Raw genomic sequence first — 17,380 nt, forward strand, 5'->3', positions numbered from 1 at the left:
GACGAGGGTACCACCAGGGGCGAGGGGGATTACACCTATAAGGCACAGATAGTCGACAAGGCCGGCAATGTCGGCAACGTCGACACCCAGGATGTCACCATCGATCTGAGCGGGCCCCAGGATAACACCATCGACATTACTGGAATTACCGAGGATACCGGCCTGGTCGCCGACGATTATTATACCAATGACAGGACGCTCGTTGTCTCCGGTGTGCTAGGGGTGGCCCTGTTAGCGGGAGAGAGTGTTCAGGTTCAGCTCGATAATGGTAATTGGTATACGGCAACCATCGACGGAACCGGTACCGGTTGGAGTTTTGATTTCTCCTCCACAACTCTTGATGAAGGTGATCATGTCTTTAATGCAAAGATAGTCAACGCTGCCGGAAATGACGGTGCCACTACAAGCAAGACGGTAACCGTTGACCTTACTGCGGATACTGCGGTAGCCGAGATCACCTCCATTGCCGACGACACCGGAATGGTAACAGACGATTTTGTCACCAATGATACCACGCTCACCGTTTACGGTACCCTTGACAAGGCGCTGGGAGAAGGCAGTTATATCGAGATCTGGGGTGCAAGGGAAGGACAGACCCCTGTCAAAATCGGGGTTGCCACTGTCGACGGAACCGGCACCGGCTGGTCGTTTGACAACAGCGGCAACCCCCATGAGGACGGCGAGTATACCTACACCTACGAAGCAAGGGTGTTTGATCAGGGAGGAAATTCCGGTAGTGTCGATTCCAAGAACGTGCAGATAGACAGCGTCGGTCCTGAACGATTGAACCTGGATACCACCTTCGAAGTTCTTACCGATACGTACCACGGACTTGACCTGGATCCCGAAGATCCTGTCAGCGGAATCAACAACGATCTCATAACCAGGGATTATTCGATAACCATCGCCGGAGAGTTGAGCTCGTCCCTTCAGGCGGGTGAATATTTCCAGATTTCCACCGATGGGGAGAACTGGGAGACACTGCTGCAGGACAGCGGCAAAGCGTGGAGCTGGAAACCTGTCGATCAGGATTATAATGTTGACACCACGACAACCTATTACCTGCGCCTGGTTGACGCCGCCGGAAATGAGGCGACAGGTACGGTTTTCAAAACCGATAACGGGTATGAGGTAACCGTTGATCTCACAGCGCCGGACCCCATTCTGGTGGCACCGGGGGGGGTACCGGAGGTTACCAGCACCACGGAGGAATTCACCTTCGACAGCAATACGTATGGAAAGGTCGAGGCGAACTGCTATGTTGCGCTCTACAACGATGTGGCTAACGACGGTTCCTACCAGTTGGGGGTTGACAGGGCGATCCATTACGTCCAGGCGGATGCTAGCGGCAACTGGAGTATGACCACCAAACTCCCTGCAGGAAGCAACAACCTGACCTTTGCAGTATGGGACGAGGCGGGTAACAGGTCGCAGTTCGGACCGTCTACCAGCGTCGGCGTAAGTGAGGGCACCGGCAGTGAGCTCGACACCCTGACCTGGGGCGGTACCGTAAATCCCGGTCTTGGCCTCAACTCGGCCGCGGTGACTATCAATGAAGACGGCCTCTGGTCCTTCTTCCAGTCCTCTGCTGCTTTATCAGGAACCACTACCGCAAACGCCGGCTGGGTTTTCGCTGCGAAGAATCAGGACGACTACGGTGCGACATACCTGGAACAGCCCCGTGATGTTACGTCTGCAGCCTATGAGCGTTTCGTCAATGCCGCACTCTTTGCAGATTATAACCGTGACGGCTACGCCGATGTCATCTCGCAGGTGAGCTCTTACGGTAATGCAAGCCGTACTGCCATGTGGACTAATAACGGCGACGGTACCTACACGCCCGGTTCCATCAACCAGGGTACGCTCAACCACCTTGGCGGGGCCATTGCGTACGATAAGGAAGGTGACGGATATCTGGATTTTGTCCTCGCCGATTCCGAGGCTGACTCCCTGAGTTTTCTCAAAAATGTTGACGACGGCAGCGGAGGCAGGAAAATCACCTACGAATCCAATGCTGGCTATTACAACGGGGTACCGGCAGGGGTGGACAATTACACCAGCATCTTGCACGAGGTGAGCGCCGTCGACCTGGATAACGATGGATCTGTTGACATTGCCGCCCATACCGATAGGCTTGGGGGGGGGAACCCAGGTAGAGTGCTGACCGTTTTTCATAATGAATTCAATGACAGCAGTTCCCAGCAATTCACCATGCAGGACTACACCAATGTCTTCAGGAATGATGGTTACGTTGATTACGGCAACTTGTCCTACTCCATGACCTGGGGCGACTATGACGGGGACGGATATCTCGACCTGTTCCTCAGCAGGGGTAATATCAAGGGCGGGGTCGGCAATTCCGATGAGAGCCGGATCTACTTCAACGATGGAAGCGGAGGGCTGAAAACCGCGACTGAAGATGTAACGTGGATGGGTGATATTCTTGCAGGCGGGACCTCTTTTGCTGTGGACTGGAACCATGACGGCTTGATGGATATAGTGGAGCTTCCCAACTCCCGTGCTGTTCAGTTTGGCCCGACCTTGTATCTCAATCAGGGTGACGGCACCTGGGAAAGGATGACGATGACCGAAACCCTGGGAAGCACGATAACCGGTGGTGTGGCGCTCGACTATAACTGGGACGGTGCCATGGACCTGGTACTCTACCAACCGTCGTCCACTTCGTTGCAATCAGGTGCAGACCCGAACACTGCACCCTCAAAGCTTGTGAACAATACCAACATCGCCGCCGACGGGACTTCGCTGCAGTTGAGGATTCTCGATGCCGAAGGAATGAATGTTTACTACAGTAATACGGTAAAGCTATACGATTCCGCAGGAAATTGTGTGGCTACCACCTTGATGAATCCTCAGGGGTCGGGCTCAAGCAACGCCATGGGACTTGTCAGCTTCTACGGACTCGATGCAGATGAGACGTATTCCGTGCAATTGTTGAGGACCACTAATGGCGAAACGGACCATGTCGGTTCTGTTGCCAGCCAGGGAGGTTTTACCAACAGCACCGTTAATTCGAGCTGGGGAGGGTTGACCACCGGAAAGAGTCATGACGCCTATATCCTTGTCGGAGAATCCGACTCGTCCACCGCGAGTTCAACCAATGAGATCGGAATAGTCGGTAGCGGGTACAATGATACCTTTGTCAGCTCCGCTGGCGACGATATCTTCAACGGCTCCGGTGGATGGTCCCAGCTTGTAATTTCGGACAGCGTGTGGGAAGCCGACGGTGGATTGGATACGGTTGATTATTCTAAGGTCACCGGCGGAGGTGTCCAGGCCAACCTGGCAACTGGTGTTGTCACCGGAGCCGCCGGCAACGACACGCTCATCAATATCGAGAGGCTGCTTGGAACCAGTGCTGACGATACGTTTACCGATAACGCTGCCAATAACGTTTTTGAAGGCCGCGGTGGAAACGACACCTATATTCTGACAGGCGGAGGCAGGGACACCTTGCTCTACGAAGTCCTGGCGGATGGGGACGCTACCGGTGGTAACGGTTCGGACCGTATAAACGATTTTACCGTAGGGCTGGTCAAGGATGTTGCTGATGCAGACGTTATCAATATCTCCGATCTTCTCAACTATGGCGGCACCGTAGGTACCTACCAGGACAGCAGTGGCACCTATCATCTGGACAGGGCGTCAGAGGGGGTAAACGATTTTGTCAAGGTCACTACCTCTGGCGGCAATACCGAGATCGCGATCGATCGTGATGGTGCAGGCAACTATACCACCCTGGTTACCCTGGAGAACACCGAAACGGATCTGTTGTCGCTGCTGACCAATCAGCAGCTGATTGTCGAGTCCTCGGCGGACAGCGGTGCATCGGGTGCGGCTGCGTCTCAGCAGGAGGATGCTGAGGGTTCCACCGGGTCAACCGGCGGAGATGATCTCACTGCGTCGGACAGCTCGACCACGGCGCCGATTGCCGATCCTTCCGGGAATACAACGGATGGAAGCGGTGTTGTAGATCCCGCCGATGCGGTAACCACCCGAGTTGAGGATGATCTGGTAACACAGCTGAACAGCCCGACCGTGATTTAGCGGAATATCGTTGGGTTACAGCAGTAATTACAATGGACAACCAGGGCCTGAGTGCCCTGGTTGTCCGACTTATTTAGACAGGAAGGTGACGAAACCCAAATGGCTTTTCGCCCGGCCCTTCTCCGTATTCTCTTTTATATGACCAACAATTTACACGGTGGCGTTGCAATTGGAAGAGAGGGGACAGGAGGTCTATTGGAAAAAAAAATACTCTTGACAACCTGGTGAGTGGTGCAACATGGAAGTTGCTTCTATATTTTTAAAAAGATTGTTTCGGTCAGCCATTTTTGTGTGGGTTGGCATCCTGATTCTGAGTGGAAACGGTGTCACTGCTGTTGATCCGCAACAGGCTGTGCCGGAACTGGAAAGCGATCGTCAGCATAGTACAATTGACAAACCGACTCGGGGGGATATAGGTCAGATGTTTCCCGGATTTGCAGTGAAGGTTCTGGCCGTGGAGAAACAGCAGGATGATCACAACAACAACGAAGATAAAATAGCTGCCAAGATGAGGCAGCGATATCAGTCGCAGTTGCAGGCGAGTGAGGAACTGGCAAGCGCCGAGGCTGGTGAGACAGACCCTGACACACCAGCGCCGGCCGCTGCAACTATGCAGGGTGAAACCGCTGTTGCCTCGTCCGCTGGAACGGACCGTCAGGCTGATGCGGGCAAAGGTGATGTGTCCGGATTGATCACCGAGTCTTCCTACCCTGGAGATGATGATGGCGGCATCAAAGATTACAGTCGGATTGCGCCTGCCCCAGCCACTGCCAAAAGGAGCCACAACATCACCCTGGCCAAGAATCAACCACGAGGTGGCGGAGTTGCCGGTAACCTACAAAGCGATGGTGCAACCGCCGGTGCGGCGACAAAGATAGAAGCCGATCTTGGCAAAACAGATAATAAAACGGTGAGGGGGAAAACGGCAACGAAGTCTGTCTTTCCTGGGAGTCAGAAACTGGAAAGCCAATTTTACGATGAATCGGAATTTCGTCTTCTTGAGTATGAAGGTGTGTATCTGCGGCCAAGCAATCTCGCCATCGGCAGAAGTGACCGCCATGGTCCGGTCAGGCAATCCAGTCCTCTTGATTTGAGAGGTGCTGTGTTGCTGGCGCTTAACCGGCATCCCCTTATTCTGGAAAATATCAACGAGATAGCCGAAAAAAAAGCTGCAACTAAAATCCGCAAGGCTGACTATTACCCGATAGTTTCAGCCGGTTTTTCCGCCGGTCACCAGACTGATCCGGGAACACAGCACCTGTTCACCGTCTCCTTGACCCAGATGATCTATGACTTCGGCAGAGTGGGGGGGACCGTTGATGAATATGAACACAACGTAAGGGAAAAGCAGGCGCTATTGCTGCAAAATATAGATCAAATCTCTTTGGACGTTCTGGAATCGCTTGTCAATATCAGTCGTAACGGCAGTATTCTCGAGATTAACCGGAAAAAAGAGCAGGCGCTTCAGGAAGTAGTTGAAATCACGAAGCTGCGGTCGGAATCGGGAGTCGCATCAAAAACCGATATCATGCAGGCCAGGACACGTCTTGAAGATGCCCAGGCCAGTATCCTGAGCGTTGAATCGACCCTTTCCCAATGGCGACAGAAACTGACCAAGCTGCTCGGCTTCAACCATCCATCCGTCGCTGAGGATTTTGATGAAACGATACTCATGCAGGCTATAGAGCGTAGTAATAATGCAGATTTCAGGAAACATCCGAAGATTCTGATAAATATGGCGAGATATATGGCGTCCAAGGCTAATCTCGAAGTACAGAAGGCGGGTTTTTACCCTGTGTTCACCCTGGAAGGGGGCTACAGGCATGTGCTGAACTATGATGACTACTCGGAAGAGGACCGGTTAAATGAAGATGAAAACAGCCATAATATCATGGTTGCAACATCGATGCCGCTTTTTCAGGGGGGACGTGTTGTCGCAAGTGTGACCGCAGCCAAGCAGCTGATCAGGGCGAGAAAAGCCTCCATCAGGGATACCTTGAGAGACTCATATGAAAGAGAGCGGCTGCTCGTTACGAAGATGAAGTCGGACAAGGCAAGACTTGAGGTGTTGAGACAGCGCAAAGCCACCATAACCACCACCAACGAATTGTACCGCGACCAGTACCGGGTAGGTAACCGATCCGTTCTTGACTTATTAAACTCAGAGGAAGAAAAATATCAAGCTATGATTACCGAAGAAGAAAATTACTATGACCTATTACTGTCCTATTTTCGGGTGCTTGAAGCGCGCGCGATGCTTCGGGAAGTGCTGGGATTGCATGGGGCGGTCATCCAGGGAGTGAGCATCGAAAAGTGAACAGATATCACCTTTGGATAGAGGCATTTACCTATGTGGCCAGGTTTTACGGCGTCGGGTTCTCCCCGGAAAATCTCAAGGTCATGGCGGACTGGGATAAAGACTCGCCGGTTGAAGAAGCCGTTTTGCAAAAATTGGCAGATCAGATCGGGCTTTCGCTGACTGTAGATAAGTTTCGGGTAGGCAAACTGTCCCCATGGCGGGTGCCATTCGTCCTTGAGCTTGAAGATGGCACTATTGGTACGGTGGATAAAATTGACAGGAAAAAGAATATCAGTTTTATCGTTGCCGGAGAGAAAAACAAGATCGAGAAAATCAGCGTCGACCAGCTGAAAAACGAAAAAGGCCGCATCTTCTATCTACGGCCTCCATCTTCCGTAGCTGACGCCCGGGTTGATGAATACCTTAAACCATTTCGCAAAAACTGGCTGTGGACCAGAATACTGAGGGACTGGCGCAGGTATATCGATATTGTTCTTGCATCGTTGGTGGCAAATTTACTTGCGTTGGGTGGCATCATGTTTTCGATGCAGGTCTATGACCGGGTGGTGCCGTCGCAGTCAACCAGTACGCTCTGGGTTCTTTTTGCCGGGGTGTGTATCGCCTTTGGCTTTGAGTTTATTCTTAAGATCTGTCGAACAAGAATCTCCGATCTTATAGGCAAAAAAGTTGATCTGGGAGTCAGCGATCTGGTCTTCGGCAGGGCTTTGCGTATAAAAAATCAGGCGCGGTCAAAGTCAACCGGTACGTTTATTGCCCAGATACGCGAGGTGGAGAGTGTTCGCGAGCTGATCACATCGACCACCATCAACGCCTTGATCGATCTGCCTTTTCTGTTCATGTTTCTGGCAATCCTGTTTCTGATAGGCGGACCGTTGGTGCTGGTGGTGGTGTTGCTGCTGCCCGTTCTTATCCTTCCCGGCCTGATCGCGCAAAAACCTCTGGCCAGGCTGTCCAACGAGGGGATGCGGGAAGCCGCGCTACGAAACGCGATGTTGATAGAGGCGGTTGAAGGCATTGAGGATATAAAGCTTCTCCGCGCCGAACCCAGGTTTCAGAATCTATGGAACCAGATGCAGTCGGTGACGGCCAAGATCTCAATGGAGCAGCGGTTTATTGTCAATGGGCTGCAGACATGGACCCATCAGGTGCAGAGTTTCGTTTTTGTTGCAGTGGTCCTAACCGGCAGCTTTCTCGTGATGAATGGCGACATGACGACCGGCGCCCTTGTCGGTACGTCGATTTTATCCTCGAGAATGATGGCGCCGATTACACAGCTTGCCGGGGTAATGACTCGCTGGCAGAACGCTAAAGTTGCAAAACATGCTCTCGATGAGTTGCTCAGCCGTCCTCTGGATAATCCCGAGAAGCTATCGCTGGTTCACAGAACGAAAATAGATGGAAACTTCAATCTGCAGCGGGTCTCCTTTGCGTACAACAAGGACTCAAAGAAGATCGATCTGGCCATCGGAGGAATGAAGATTAAAGCGGGGGAAAAGATTTCCCTTGTCGGACGGATAGGTGCAGGGAAAACAACACTGCTGCATCTCCTTGCCGGGTTGTTGACCCCGGAACAGGGCAATGTACAGTTGGACGGCATGGAGATGGCGTTGCTGGACCCGGGTGATGTTCGCCGTGACGTTGGAATGTTGTCGCAAAACGCCAGGCTATTTTTTGGAACCGTACGGGAAAATCTCCTGTTGGGCCGACCTCTTGCTTCCGATGAGGAAATTCTCAGCGCGCTGACTATAAGCGGCGCCATAGATTTTATACAGTCGCTTCCCGGGGGGCTCGATTACCAGATCTGGGAGGGCGGGATAGGGTTGTCCGGTGGTCAGAAACAGTCACTGCTGCTGGCCAGGACAATATTATGTGACCCGAAGGTAGTTCTCCTTGACGAGCCGACCAGCTCATTTGACGAGGTAACGGAAAAGAATGTGCTGAAAAATCTCAGTGTTTGGGCGAAAGACCGCACGGTGATAGTTGCCACCCACAGGATGGCGCTCGTCGAGTGGAGTGATCGATTAATCGTACTCGAACAAGGCAGGATAATAAAGGATGCTCCGGTAAACGCGTTGCATCGGAAAACGCAGAAGAGAAGTGATATTAATGTCGCGAAAATGGAGAAGACGGGAAGTTGAACGAGAACAACGATCAATTTGATAGCGGCAGAATTTTTCTGAAATACTCCGTTGTCGTCTGGGTAATTTTTTTAGGCGCCCTGGTTTTCGGGGTGTGGGCATATAAATTCAAGCTTGATGAGGTTTCTACCGGTATTGGCAGAGTGGTTGCCACTTCCAAAGAGCAGCTGATTCAATCACTTGAGGGGGGCGTACTGCACCAGCTCGAGGTCCGGGAGGGGGATATTGTGGAAAAAGGTCAACTCCTGGCCCAGCTCGATCGAACGAAACTGGAATCTTCCGTCCAGGAGAGCAGATCGCGCTATTTAGCTTCCCTGGCAGCGGTTGCACGGCTCGAGGCAGAAGCAAATTCCAGGGCGATTAAGTTTCCTGAAGAAATTAAGGATGAGAAGGATCTTATCAAATCCGAGACCGCGCTGTACCAGTCGCGCAGAAGGAATCTCGACGATGCGCTCAAAGGTCTCAGGGAAGCAAAACGACTCATCGAAAAAGAGCTCGCCATGATGAGTCCGCTTGTTGAAAAAGGAGCTGCCAGCAACGTAGAGATCCTGAGACTGAAAAGACAGCTCAATGATCTCAATATTCAGTATAACGACACCAGAACTCGCTACTTTGTTCAGGTTCGCGAGGAACTGGCCAAAGGTAATGCTGAAATAGAGTCGTTGCGAGCGGTAATCATAGGCAGGTCTGACTCGCTCAACCGAACTCATCTCTATTCCCCGGTCCGGGGGGTAGTGAAGAATATTTCAATCACTACTGTCGGTGGGGTTATCTCTCCAAACGGAACCTTAATGGAAATTATTCCACTCGATGAAAAGTTGCAGATTGAAACGAAGATCATGCCAAAAGATATCGCGTATATTCATCCGGGGCAAAGTGCAACGGTTAAGGTCACGGCCTATGACTACTCGATTTACGGAGGACTCGACGGTGAAGTTGTGTTGATTTCTCCGGACACTATCCGCGATGAAATAAGTAAGGACTACTATTATCGGGTCCATATCAGAACTTCAACTGACTCTTTGAAAAGCAAAGACGGGCAGATAAAATCCATTCTACCCGGAATGATTTGTTCGGTTGACGTTCATACCGGATCAAAGACCGTTCTGCAGTATCTCATCAAACCGTTCAACAAAGCCAGGGAAGCCTTGAGGGAGCGCTGATGAAATTTTGACGTGGTATATTCCTGCACATTCGCATCACTGATATTCGTGCAGCTGTCGTTCACAGAAATGGACATCTGTGAAGACTCAATAAATACTGTTTACTGTTAGGAGAATTACTATGAATCGAGCTGCGTTTGTGTTTTTTTCATTGCTACTTGCTGTTTCGGCCGGCTGTTCTTTAAACAAAAAAGCTCATCAAGGGGAAATATACAAGGAATTGATGAGTGGAAATGGATCAACCTCCAGGTATACCGAGGAATTTTTTATTATCGATTTTGATGCTAACGACCGGAAAATAAGCTGCTGGACCACAAATCCCAACCTGGTAGACAGGCATGAAAAATGGGAAACCGTCTGTTTTCCCGGCAGTGGTGCCAGCAGCGGAAAATATATATCGATTGAGACCAGTCTTCTGTTCGACTTTGACTCTTCCGAGCTGAAACAGGATGGTGATACCCAGAGAGTTCTCGACAGTATTGTCACCGCAATAGCAAATTTTGAGTCGCTCTCCACGGTGACGGTGATTGGCTATACCGACGAGATCGGCTCAAGTGATTATAACTCCAGGCTTTCGTTGGCAAGAAGCAAAACGATTGGCCAGATCATTCAGAAATTAGGCGTTGACCAGTCAATAATTACCGTTATCGGACGTGGAAAAGAAAATCCGATTGTATCCTGTCCTGACGACGGCGGAATAGTGAATGCTGAGCAGATCCAATGTCTTGCACCGAACAGAAGGGTTGAGATTATTATAGAAGGTGAGGTGAGAACCGCTCAAAACAGTCAGGCTGATGCAGCAAAGCTTGGGGCGTGACGTTTGCCTCGAAATACATCCTCAGCAAGAGCGACCTGCCGCCCCTTGATCCTGGATGCAACAGCGGCACAATATAAAGCCAGGGCCATGGCCCTGGCAAGCAAAAATCAGATGCCTGAGGTGGTGCCAAAATTGCGGGCACTTAAGGTTTAGGCTGTAAGTGCTTTTTTTCTTACGGGAACTTTTTTCATCCCCCTTCTTTGAGGTAGATCCAGTAAAGCATCATTTATACGCTTTCAGTTGAATATTATGCTTTTTCAACTTGTACGCTAGGGATTGTCTTGAAATACCAAGGAGTTCTGCTGCTCTGGACGCATTTCCGTGAGTCTGTTCAAGCCTGAGTCTTATTGCCTTTTCTTCCGTCTGATCCTGAATTTTTCTTATTCCGCCTTCGGGCCAGTCGTCTTTGCCCCGGTGGTGCAGGAACTCTTCTTCCTGAATGGAAATATTACGTTTGAATATCCTGGGTAGGTGACGGGTTTCAAGCTGAGTCTCCATGGGGCTGGCTCGGTTCATAGCCCCCTCAAGTATATGTTCAAGCTCTCTGACATTTCCGGGCCAGTGATATTGGGTGAAAAACATCATGAGTTCCGGGTTTAGGGTTTCTATTTGTCGCCCAAGTTTCATGTTCATCTTCTTAATGAAAAAATTACACAGCAGTTTTATATCCTTTTTGCGCTGTCTCAGGGGGATGATTTCTTCAAACACAACTGCCAATCTGTAATAAAGGTCCTTCCGTAAAAGGCCCTGATCAAATAATTGCTCGGGCAGGTTGTGTACTGTACTGATCACTTTTATATCGAGTCTGATCTCATGGCTGCCCCCAACCCTTCTGACACGAAAATCCTGCAGAACCCTCAAAATTTTGGCCTGAAGTTCCAAGGGCATAGAATCAATCTCATCCAACAGCAGGGTGCCGCCGTTAGCTTCTTCAAAAAGCCCGGGTTTATCCACGGCCCCTGTGAATGCCCCCTTTGTTGTGCCGAAGAGCATACCTTCCAGGAGATTTTCAGGGATAGCTGAACAGTTGACAGCAATAAACTGTTTCCTGTCTTCGCAGTTGTTGTGTATAGCTTTGGCAACCAACTCTTTTCCTGTTCCAGTTTCACCGCAGAGCATGATGGGGGATGGTGATTGGGAGGCATTCATCAACACGTCCAGGGTGTCGATAAAATATGGATCATTGGTGATAATATCCTGGAATCGGGAAGCTTCAAATGGAATCTCAATCTTTTTTTCATGCATAGTCCCTTTATGCATCAAACCGGATTTAATCTGGGGATACACCCTGACGAAACAAATGCATCCGGTCATTTCGTCGTCCTGAACAAGTGGGAAAGCACTCTGGTTTGCATTTACAGCCTTCCCTTTGATGGTTTTATACACGGTCGAGTTATTCAGCACGGGTTTTCTTGTTTTAATGCATTTAAGAGTGGGACTTTGGAGAGTTCTAAGGTCATAGGCATCCATCATGTGCTTGCCCACCACAGACGAGGATGAAAGCTCATCCAATTTTGACAGTGCCTCATTATAGTAGACAATTACCCCGTCCATGTCGGCAATCAGCACACCTTCATCGAATACATCCAGATACTGGATGAACATATCTTCATTGAGATTAAACCTGGATTTCAGATCCATACCTTATCCTTACTTCTTCTAAGAGATTAAATGTAAAAAAATGTTTACATAAATTAGTTATGTAAAAAAGATTTTACAACATGTTTGCCAAAGAAAAATCCCGGAACTAGGAAATTAAAAAGACAATTTTTAAAAAAACAAGAATTACAGTTAATTATTGCTGCTGTTCATCTTGTGTTTTGACTCCCCGGTTTACCTGGCGCATTTATTGCTTTATGCATTGACGTTAAGAAGGTTGGTATTCAAAGATGTTAAAAGCGGAATACTGTCGACATACACTGTAAAAATGTAATTAAAAATAGGAGCATCAATGAAAATAACGAGTGTAAAAGCAATAGCGGTGAACATTCCTTTTAAAACCCCTTATAAATGGTCAGTGGGTGCCTACACCGGTATCACACGTGTCATCATTGAGGTGCACACCGATGAGGGCATTTCCGGATACGGAGAATCTCCTTCTTGGGAAAGTGAAGAAGAAATCAATACCTTTATGGCCCAAAGGCTTATAGGGATGGACCCTCTGGATATGGAAGGTTGTGAAAGGGCTTGCGTTCCCGAGATGAGGGTGCTTGCAAACACCGACGGCAATACTCCTTTGAAATCTTTTGGCGGTATTGAAATGGCCCTCTGGGATATCAAGGGTAAATATTTCAGGCTTCCACTTTATATGCTTCTGGGCGGAGCAGCTCGAAAAAAAATCCCCATGTGTGAGTATTTTTCATACAGGATGCTCAATAAAGGAGGCACGGATGGTGGAGAGGCCACGCCCCTTGATGTGGCCAAATACTGCGCAAGGATGCGAGAAGAACACGGTTCCACCTTTTTTGAAGGCAAGTGCTATACCGGTGATGTCAAGGCTGAGATCAAAATGGTAGAGGAAATTCGGTCAGCTCTTGGCGAAGATGCCATGATCCGCCTAGACGGAAATATGGCTTGGTCTATGAGCAGCGCAAGGGAATTATTAAAAGGTCTTGAGCCATACAATATCAGGAACTTCGAAGATCCTGTAGCTTCTTTTTGGGACATGAAAAAACTGCGCATGCACAGCGCTATTCCCTTTTCAACACATAACCCTGATCCTGCCCTTGCCTTCCACTTAGGAGTACCTGATTCTTTTGTTGTCAACCTTACTGTTCTAGGCGGACTGAGAAAGACTCTTGGCTTTATTCATACATGTGAAAACTTAGGGTTGAATGTATGGTGCTACAGTGGGGATACTGGTCTTGCAACTGCTGGATATCTCCACGTCAAGGCAGCTGTTAACCATATGCATGAGCCCAGCCAGTCCCTTTTTAGGTTCATGGAATTCGATATCATTGAAGAGGGTCCCTTTTCTCCCAAAAATAACTTTCTGGATGTGCCTGAAGGCCATGGTTTGGGTGTCAATATCCATAAAAAGAATCTTGAATACGGCCATAAACTATACAAAGAGAACGGTCCCATGGACCAATTCTATAATGAGGCCGATCCCAAAAAGTTTATCCGCCTTCCCATCAATTAGGAACCACTGCCAAGGTTGGAAAAGGAATTTTTATGACCAGCACATTAGAAACAATTCACGACGCTTCCCTTGCGATTCTAAAAAACACGGGAATGATCTTTCACGCCCCCGAAGCGGTAGACATTTTGCACAAAAAGGGATGTATTGTAGAAGGCAACAGGGTCTTTTTTCCTGAAAATGTCCTCATGGACCTAATCTCAAGCGCTCCGGAAAGCTTTACCCTATTTGCCAGGAATCCTGCTTTTTCCATTGAAATCGGAACCGGAACTCCTACATATAGCGTCGGATACGGGTGTCCCAGCATCATTGAAAGGGACGGAACCAAAAGAAATGCAAATTTCGATGATTATCTGAACTTTGTCAAACTCATCCAGGGAATCGACAACTTAAGAATTAACGGCGGTATCCCTGCCCAACCAAATGACATCGACATGGAAACATGCAGCCTGTTAATGGTTGCCACAGCTCTTCTGTATTCGGACAAGTGCATTATGGCCCAACCCGGATCCCGGCAGCAGGTGGAGGAGATGTTCAACCTAGCTGCTTTAACCTCCGGTGGCATGACACAGATGAGAAAAGAACCCAGGATCATTACCCTGATCAACACCCTTACACCCCTTCAGATGGATGCCCATGCAGTGGACACTCTTATGGTCCATGCTGAAAACGGCCAGCCAATTGTTATCTGCAGCGGATTTATGCAGGGCACCACCGCCCCCATGACCATGGCCGGTTCCATGGCACTTGGAAATGCAGAAACCCTTGCAGGGGTCGCACTGACCCAGGCCATCCGACCCGGAACACCTGTGGTCATGGCCATAAACGGATCACCTGCGAACATGCGTACTGGTGCCCTTGATATTGGCTCTCCCGCCCATGCCATTGAGGTCAAATGCTGTGCGGCACTTTCCAAAAAATACGGGATCCCATGCCGTTGCGGAGGAACAAGTACTGACGCCAAATCCGTTACGGCCCAGGCCGGTTACGAAGCTATGATGACCATGCAGACATCCATGGAAAGTGGGGTAGATCTGATCATCCACTCAGCGGGTATCCTCAATTCTTACGCCGCGATGAGCTATGAAAAATTCATGCTGGATCTGGAAATCATCTCTAAGCTCGAATACATTGCCGCCGGCATTCCCATCAACGACAAGACCCTAGCCCTTGGGGTAATTGATACGGTGGGTCCGGGAGGACAATATCTTACCCATATGCACACAATGGAAAACTGCCGTATTGAGCCTTGGCAATCCCCCATTGAATCCCTGGTAAAGCAGGAGAGTAATGAAGGGGACAATGATTTTCTCATCAGGAATCTTAAAGCTAATGTAGATAAACGAATCGCAGCTTATGAGCGTCCGGTGTTGCCTGAAGAAACCGTCACTTATATAAAAAATTTTCTCCGTGAAAAAGGGGTTCCGGAACAGGATATCAAAAGGTTGAACTGATCCTGAAACTGGCATTTTTTTCATGTGAGGCTTTTGCAAAAGCAGAGTACTCGTTCAAGATTAAGGCATGTGAAAATTATACCACGGAATATAAGTGATATTCAGATGGTAAAATTTTTCACATAACATAGAGATTGGGCGAAAAGGCAGTTTGGCAAGTGGCTCATATGCTAAGCGCCAACCAATTAAAATGAGGAGTATATAGATGAGTTCCAATGGAAGTATCGTTGATGAAAGCGTTCAGGTTAGTCAGAGCCGGTCGGAGGGTTCATTTTTCGACCGGGTTGATATGTTTATTCTGAAGTTTTCATGTGTATTTATTGTCGCCTTTCTCGGGTGGGCCCTGCTGGATTCAGACAATATGGGGGACAGCATGAAGACCATATTCCATTTTGTCACTAATCAGCTGGGATCATTTTACCTATTTACCGGGGTGTTCTTTGTATTGTTTGCAATCTGGCTGGGGTTCGGTCCTTATGGAAATGTAAAGCTTGGAAAAGAAGATGAAAAACCCAGATTCTCCTATCTGAGCTGGTTTACCATGACCTTTGCCTGCGGCTATGGTATCGGTGTTGTGTTCTGGGTGGCAGCAGAGCCCCTGAACTTTCTGGCAAGTCCTCCATTCGGGCTGGAACCCATGAGCAAAGAAGCAACGGAAATAGCATTGTCCTATGCCTTTTTCCACTGGGGATGGACACCTTGGGCCATCTATCTGGCCATATCCGCTCCCCTGGCCTATATAATGTACCGCAAGGGACAGCCCCCGAAATTCTCAATTATGCTACGCCCCTATCTTGGGAAAAAAGTCGATGGTCCCATTGGAAAAACCGTTGACACCTTTCTAATTCTGGGCACCATCTTTGGCATCATTACTTCGGCGGGCCTGGGAATCAAGCAGCTTCTCGGCGGTCTTGATTTCGTATTCGGCATTGAGACCAGTACAACGCTTACCATTGGCATCGCTTTGCTCTGGTTCTGTATCTATACGTTTTCAACGGTATCTGGTCTTGATAAAGGCATCAAGGTTCTGTCCAATATTAATATTCCTTTAACCATGATTCTCATGCTGATTGTATTTCTTATCGGCCCGTCACGGTTTATAATGGACTATTTTTCAAACTCCCTAGGCGAATATGTTTATAACTTCCCCAAAATGAGTTTCTGGACGGATCCTGTGGGCAAAGGCGGATTCCCCCAGGGATGGACCACTTTTTACTGGGCTTGGTGGATTGCTTGCGCTCCCGCCACAGGTCTCTTCATTGCAACCACAAGCCGAGGCAGAACCATAAAGGAAGTGGTCATCATGCACATGACCGTTGCCCCCTTTGCCACTTGGGCCTGGTTTGCAACCATCGGCGGAACAGCTGTATTTCAGCAGACAGTTCAGGGAATTGATTTGGTAGGGGCTATGAAATCCGGAGGCGGCGACATTGTTTATACTGTACTTGCCAACCTGCCTATGGGCACTACCCTGACAGTCATGTTTATGGCGCTTGTGGTCCTCTTTCTATCAACAACCCTGGACTCTTTCTCCTATGTCTGCGCCCAGGTCATGACACCTGTTGATAAAAATCCTGAAACCCCCCATGTAGGCCTGAGGTTGTTCTGGTCTACCACAATTGGTGGAATAAGCCTCATCCTCCTTCTTGTAGGCAAGGGAATTACAGGCCTTCAGCTATCGTCCATTGCAGCCAGCCTTCTGATCATTTTCATCATGATCGCCATCTGTTTCAGTATGGTTAAAATGCTCAAAGAAGAAGAAGGGACAATAAACAGGAATTAAAGATGACTCTGTATCCACAGTTCTTACCCCAAAAGTAAAAGTAGCCTAGCAGTATAAGGGCGAGGGGGGCATGGACCAAACTATAACGCCGGTAATCAGTCTGCATCACCAGCGTTCACTTGTTCTAATCCTGCTTGCTCCCCCGCTCATTATCTATAGGATTGATCGGCAGGACCGCAGAATAGTTGCGGTCCTTTTCTATGTAAGGAGAAAAAATGAAGGAAATCTTTGGCAATATAGTTGAACAGGGGGAAGGGGAAGTGCAACTTTTTTGAGACGTTGGGGAGTGTTCAGGAGTCTGTGTCATCTTCCTTAGTACCCCCACTATTGCCTCAAACGGTAGCGGAGGTAAAAGTCGGCACCGAGAATGGGCCCTTGAAGCATGCTCGTCGGAGGTGCTGGCTTTTGTCGATGGTCGAGTCCGTAATCATGGCCCGTCTAGCCGCCCAGAAAAACGATGAAACAGCGATCGTTGATCCTTTGCAGGAATTGTCAGCGAAA

The 17,380-nt window shown here is 49.0% G+C and carries 9 protein-coding genes; 8 read left to right on the plus strand and 1 reads right to left on the minus strand.

The genetic code is table 11. The features are described from left to right. The 5 genes from BLQ17_RS22600 to BLQ17_RS10870 all read left to right on the plus strand — a co-directional run. On the plus strand, nucleotides 1–4,065 hold a 4,065-nt coding region (locus tag BLQ17_RS22600), incomplete at its 5' end, for an Ig-like domain-containing protein (protein ID WP_176761184.1). 238 nt (nucleotides 4,066–4,303) lie between these two features. Further along, on the plus strand, nucleotides 4,304–6,382 hold the full coding sequence (locus BLQ17_RS10855; protein ID WP_092222720.1) for a TolC family protein: 2,079 nt from the start codon (nucleotides 4,304–4,306) through the stop codon (nucleotides 6,380–6,382). Then, the gene (locus BLQ17_RS10860) at nucleotides 6,379–8,523 is read left to right on the plus strand and encodes a type I secretion system permease/ATPase (protein ID WP_218121767.1); all 2,145 of its coding nucleotides are present in this window, start codon (nucleotides 6,379–6,381) and stop codon (nucleotides 8,521–8,523) included. Before BLQ17_RS10855 ends, BLQ17_RS10860 begins: the two co-directional genes overlap by 4 nt. Beyond that, entirely contained in the window at nucleotides 8,520–9,686 is a 1,167-nt protein-coding gene (locus BLQ17_RS10865) for a beta-barrel domain-containing protein (protein ID WP_092222722.1), read from the plus strand. The genes BLQ17_RS10860 and BLQ17_RS10865 overlap by 4 nt, the downstream gene beginning before the upstream one ends. Before the next feature lie 223 nt (nucleotides 9,687–9,909). Continuing rightward, nucleotides 9,910–10,503 (plus strand): OmpA family protein, encoded by a 594-nt coding sequence (locus BLQ17_RS10870; RefSeq protein WP_176761185.1) that lies wholly within the window; start codon nucleotides 9,910–9,912, stop codon nucleotides 10,501–10,503. Between the two features lie 222 nt (nucleotides 10,504–10,725). Here BLQ17_RS10870 and BLQ17_RS10875 read toward each other — a convergent pair whose 3' ends face one another. Next, on the minus strand, nucleotides 10,726–12,144 hold the full coding sequence (locus BLQ17_RS10875; protein WP_092222726.1) for a sigma-54 interaction domain-containing protein: 1,419 nt from the start codon (nucleotides 12,142–12,144) through the stop codon (nucleotides 10,726–10,728). Between the two features lie 310 nt (nucleotides 12,145–12,454). On the opposite strand from BLQ17_RS10875, the gene BLQ17_RS10880 reads away from it, so the two are divergent. The 3 genes from BLQ17_RS10880 to BLQ17_RS10890 all read left to right on the plus strand — a co-directional run bounded on the left by BLQ17_RS10880 (nucleotide 12,455) and on the right by BLQ17_RS10890 (nucleotide 16,879). Further along, nucleotides 12,455–13,645, plus strand: coding sequence for a mandelate racemase/muconate lactonizing enzyme family protein (locus tag BLQ17_RS10880; RefSeq protein ID WP_092222728.1), 1,191 nt, complete (start codon nucleotides 12,455–12,457; stop codon nucleotides 13,643–13,645). Between the two features lie 32 nt (nucleotides 13,646–13,677). Then, nucleotides 13,678–15,096: a trimethylamine methyltransferase family protein gene (locus BLQ17_RS10885; protein ID WP_092222730.1), complete on the plus strand. Its 1,419-nt coding sequence runs from the start codon at nucleotides 13,678–13,680 to the stop codon at nucleotides 15,094–15,096. Nucleotides 15,097–15,301: 205 nt separating this feature from the next. Continuing rightward, on the plus strand, nucleotides 15,302–16,879 hold the full coding sequence (locus tag BLQ17_RS10890; RefSeq protein ID WP_092222732.1) for a BCCT family transporter: 1,578 nt from the start codon (nucleotides 15,302–15,304) through the stop codon (nucleotides 16,877–16,879). Nucleotides 16,880–17,380 lie beyond the last annotated feature (501 nt).

The organism is Desulforhopalus singaporensis (genome assembly GCF_900104445.1).
GTDB classification, from domain to species: domain Bacteria; phylum Desulfobacterota; class Desulfobulbia; order Desulfobulbales; family Desulfocapsaceae; genus Desulforhopalus_A; species Desulforhopalus_A singaporensis.

Excerpts from the sequence above, each read along its gene's own strand:
- BLQ17_RS10880 (WP_092222728.1), top strand. The coding sequence starts at position 12,455 with ATGAAAATAACGAGTGTAAAAGCAATAGCGGTGAACATTCCTTTTAAA.
- BLQ17_RS10885 (WP_092222730.1), top strand. The coding sequence starts at position 13,678 with ATGACCAGCACATTAGAAACAATTCACGACGCTTCCCTTGCGATTCTA.
- BLQ17_RS10890 (WP_092222732.1), top strand. The coding sequence starts at position 15,302 with ATGAGTTCCAATGGAAGTATCGTTGATGAAAGCGTTCAGGTTAGTCAG.
- BLQ17_RS10875 (WP_092222726.1), bottom strand. The coding sequence starts at position 12,144 with ATGGATCTGAAATCCAGGTTTAATCTCAATGAAGATATGTTCATCCAG.
- BLQ17_RS10855 (WP_092222720.1), top strand. The coding sequence starts at position 4,304 with ATGGAAGTTGCTTCTATATTTTTAAAAAGATTGTTTCGGTCAGCCATT.
- BLQ17_RS10870 (WP_176761185.1), top strand. The coding sequence starts at position 9,910 with ATGAGTGGAAATGGATCAACCTCCAGGTATACCGAGGAATTTTTTATT.